Source organism: Pseudomonas sp. PS02302 (assembly GCF_029959585.1).
GTDB classification, from domain to species: domain Bacteria; phylum Pseudomonadota; class Gammaproteobacteria; order Pseudomonadales; family Pseudomonadaceae; genus Chryseomonas; species Chryseomonas aestiva.
This window is the reverse complement of record NZ_JASCON010000152.1, coordinates 1-3130: the sequence shown is the minus strand read 5'-3', so window position 1 is coordinate 3130 and position 3130 is coordinate 1. Positions and strand designations below refer to the sequence as shown.

Annotated in this window: 4 protein-coding genes; all 4 read right to left on the bottom strand. The window is 62.9% G+C overall.

Going from position 1 to position 3130, the window contains the following annotated elements; translation table 11 throughout:
* Nucleotides 1–150: 150 nt before the first annotated feature.
* Nucleotides 151–543, bottom strand: a complete 393-nt coding sequence (gene rpsI, locus QMX82_RS25500; protein ID WP_017640910.1) for a 30S ribosomal protein S9 — start codon at nt 541–543, stop codon at nt 151–153.
* 15 nt (nt 544–558) lie between these two features.
* On the bottom strand, nt 559–987 hold the full coding sequence (rplM, locus tag QMX82_RS25495; RefSeq protein WP_007160609.1) for a 50S ribosomal protein L13: 429 nt from the start codon (nt 985–987) through the stop codon (nt 559–561).
* Between the two features lie 207 nt (nt 988–1194).
* Nucleotides 1195–1896 carry a deoxyribonuclease V gene (gene nfi, locus QMX82_RS25490; RefSeq protein ID WP_282288761.1) on the bottom strand — a complete coding sequence of 234 codons (702 nt, stop codon included), beginning with the start codon at nt 1894–1896 and terminating at the stop codon, nt 1195–1197.
* 54 nt (nt 1897–1950) lie between these two features.
* Nucleotides 1951–3045 carry a cell division protein ZapE gene (gene zapE, locus QMX82_RS25485; RefSeq protein WP_208692212.1) on the bottom strand — a complete coding sequence of 365 codons (1095 nt, stop codon included), beginning with the start codon at nt 3043–3045 and terminating at the stop codon, nt 1951–1953.
* Nucleotides 3046–3130 lie beyond the last annotated feature (85 nt).

Sequence of the window (3130 nt, the reverse complement as noted above, 5' to 3'; positions counted from 1 at the left end):
CCCCCCCCCCCCGGGGGGGCGCCGGGGGGGGGGGGGGGCGGGGGGGGCGCCCCCCCCCCCCCCCCCCAACCCAGGGTGCCCACGCGGGAAAAATCCTGGGCATAAAAAAACCCAGCCATAGGCTGGGTTTTTCGAGCGTATCCCGAAGGATTAACGCTTGGAGTACTGCGGACGCTTACGCGCTTTGCGCAGACCGACCTTCTTACGCTCGACTTCACGGGCGTCACGAGTGACGTAACCGGCTTTGCGCAGGGAGCTGCGGTAGCCTTCGTCATACTCGATCAGAGCGCGGGTGATGCCGTGACGGATAGCACCGGCCTGACCGCTCACACCACCGCCAGCGACGGTAACGTAGATGTCGAACTTCTCCAGGGTCTCGGTCAGCTCGAGAGGCTGACGCACGACCATGCGCGCGGTTTCGCGGCCGAAGAAGGTGTCCAGAGCGCGATCGTTGATGGAGATCTTGCCAGTGCCCGGACGGAGGAAGACACGAGCGGTGGCAGTCTTACGACGGCCGGTACCGTAATTTTGAGTTGCCGACATGTTGTACTATCCCGATTAAAACTTGAGTTCTTGGGGCTGCTGAGCGGTGTGCGGATGGTTCGCACCCTTGTACACCTTGAGCTTGCGATACATGTCGCGGCCCAGCGGGTTCTTCGGCAGCATACCCTTGACGGCGGTCTCGATGACGCGCTCGGGAGCACGGGCGATCAGCTTTTCGAAGTTGATCGACTTGATGCCACCCGGGAAACCGGAGTGATGATAGTACATCTTGTCGGTAGTCTTGGCACCGGTCACACGAACCTGCTCGGCGTTGATGACGACGATGTAGTCGCCGGTGTCAACGTGAGGGGTGTATTCGGGCTTGTGCTTGCCACGCAGGCGAGTGGCGATTTCAGTAGCCAGACGACCCAGAGTCTGGCCAGCAGCGTCGACGACGTACCAGTCGCGCTTAACGGTTTCCGGTTTTGCGGTGAAAGTTTTCATTCTCTATGGCCTCAGAGGCCGCCCTGGTAAAAAGACGGCAAATTCTACACAACAGTGCAACCCCAGACAAGTCGGGGGCAGCCGGAAACAGACGCTCTTCGGGGGCTCGGGTCGGCGTCCGCTACGGCGATCTCGGCAGGCTTAGGCATCCCCCGCCAAGAAAGCTGCGGCATGATACCCGCTCAGGGTAAAAAAGCAAGCAGAGAATCAGAAGGAAAATAGCGCCTGGGTAGCCGCCGAGCCCTGACGGCGTGAGGCCAGGTGGTCTGCCAGTCGCGTGGGTTCCGGCAGGCGGTGACGCCTTACGCAGGCCATGACCAGTGCGGGCGCAGTGGCCAGACCGACCCGGTGCCCGGGCGACACGATCAGCGGCCTGACCCGATCCTTGCTGCGCAGCACCGTACCTATCACCCCATCCTCGCGATCCAGCAAGTCGACCTGGCTGCCGCGCGTCTCGGCGAGTTCGCCGTGGTGGCCGGTAAGGATTTTCTTGGCTACGCCGATCGTCGGCAGACCGGTGACCACACCCAGATGAGCGGCGATGCCCAGCCGGCGGGGATGGGCGATGCCGTGGCCATCGCAAAACACCAGATCGGGAGTCTCCGGCAATTCCGCCAGTGCCTGGAGCAGTGCGGGGAGCTCCCGAAAGGACAGCAGTCCCGGGACATAGGGCATCACCGTGGGGATGCGGGCGACGGCATGGGCCAGCGGCTGCAGGGTCTCGGCATCCAGCAGGACGGCCACCGCGCGGGTGATCTCGCCGCCCTCTTCGAAACCCACATCGACACCCGCGTAACGCCGCGGCGAGCCGAAGTCGTCGTGCAGCAGGACCTGCTTGGCGAGTTGCCTCTGCAGGATGCGCGCCTGGGTGGGCGAGCCATCCCAATCGGCGAAGGGATCGGAATTCACACGTACCTCCCGAAAACCTGGGTCAAGGGGTTGATCCTTCAACCCAGGCAGGGTTCACGGCTTGTGCGGACGCGCCAGGTATTCGTGGGACTGCATTTCCAGCAGGCGACTGAGGGTGCGCTGGAATTCAAACTCCAGGCGGCCACCGGAATAGAGGTCCTTGAGCTCGACCTCGGCGGACAGGATCAGCTTGACCTGGCGATCGTAGAATTCATCGACCAGGTTGATGAAGCGTCGCGCCATGTCGTCCTTGAGCGCATCCATCTGCTCGACATTGCTGACCAGCACCGTCTGGAAGATCTTGCCAAGCTCGATGTAGTCGTTCTGGCTGCGCGGACCGTCGCAGAGGGCACGGAAATCGAACCAGGCGACATCCTCACAGGTGCGGCGGGCGCGGATCTCGCGATTCTCGATCATCAGCGGCACGTCTTCGCAGAGGTCGTTGCACTCGACGGTGAGCGAACGGAAGCTCTTGGCCATCGCCGCCTCGACGGCTTCGCTCAGCGGATAGTGAAAGAGCTGGGCCTGCTCCAGGGCGCGCAGACGATAGTCCACGCCGCTGTCGACGTTGACGATCTCGGTGTGCTCCTTGAGCAGGGCGATGGCCGGCAGGAAGCGCGCGCGCTGCAGGCCGTCCTTGTAGAGGCCGTCGGGCACGATGTTCGAGGTGGCGACCAGACTCACGCCGTTCTTGAACAGCTCTTCGAGCAGGGTCGCCAGGATCATGGCGTCGGTGATGTCGGAAACGAAGAATTCGTCGAAGCAGATCACCCGCGCCTCGTCGGCGAAGCGCCGGGCGATGATGGTCAGGGGATTCTTCTCGCCCTTGAGGGTGCGCAGCTCTTCGTGGACACGCTTCATGAAGCGGTGGAAGTGGGTGCGCATCTTCTGCTTGAACGGCAGGGCGTCATAGAAGGTATCGACCAGATAGGTCTTGCCACGCCCTACCCCACCCCAGAAATACAGACCCTTGATCGGCGTGACCGTCTTGCGCCCGAGCAGCTTGCCGAACAGGCCACCCTTGGCGGCAGGCTCGACGAGCAATTCGTCATAGAGGCGCTGCAGATGGCGAACGGCCTCTTCCTGGGCAGCATCGTAGAAAAACTCCGGGCGCTTGAGGTCGGCCTGGTAACGCTCGAGGGGGGTCATGGCGGCTTCTGGTCGGGTAGGAAAAAAGGGTGGTCACTGTACTGGCGGGTTGCCGGGGTTGGGTCCCCCCGGGGCCCGCCGGGGG